1 protein-coding gene is annotated in these 292 nt (G+C 47.6%); it reads right to left on the bottom strand.

Annotation, left to right across the window (positions count from 1 at the left end):
• Positions 1-78: 78 nt before the first annotated feature.
• Positions 79-292 (bottom strand): hypothetical protein (locus B5P42_RS32410; protein WP_220089425.1); only part of this gene is annotated, 214 nt, incomplete at its 5' end.

Raw genomic sequence — 292 nt, 5'->3', positions numbered from 1 at the left:
TTTCTGGGTTCAGACTTGCGCTTCGGAATTGCGATAAGATCTGACGGTCAAATGTCATGTGGTTGGAACAGCCAGTATCTACATGCCAGGCCCTGGACTTGTTAAATGAAGCTTGAGAGGCATAATGGTAGTTTTGAACTTGTCCCTGTTTATTATGTCTCGGCTGCCAGCTGCTAGGGCGAAGCTCAGGGTGTTGTGCATAACATTGGTCATCCGTATGGCCAAGGTGTGGGTGAACTTTGCATCGACGCTTCTTGCCAGCAATGTTTGCTTGTGTAGAGGCAATATCTTG

It is taken from the genome of Bacillus sp. SRB_331 (assembly GCF_003264175.1).
Classification (GTDB): domain Bacteria; phylum Bacillota; class Bacilli; order Bacillales; family Bacillaceae_G; genus Bacillus_A; species Bacillus_A mycoides.
Note: the sequence above shows the minus strand (reverse complement) of the source record. Positions and strands in the feature narration are given on the sequence as shown.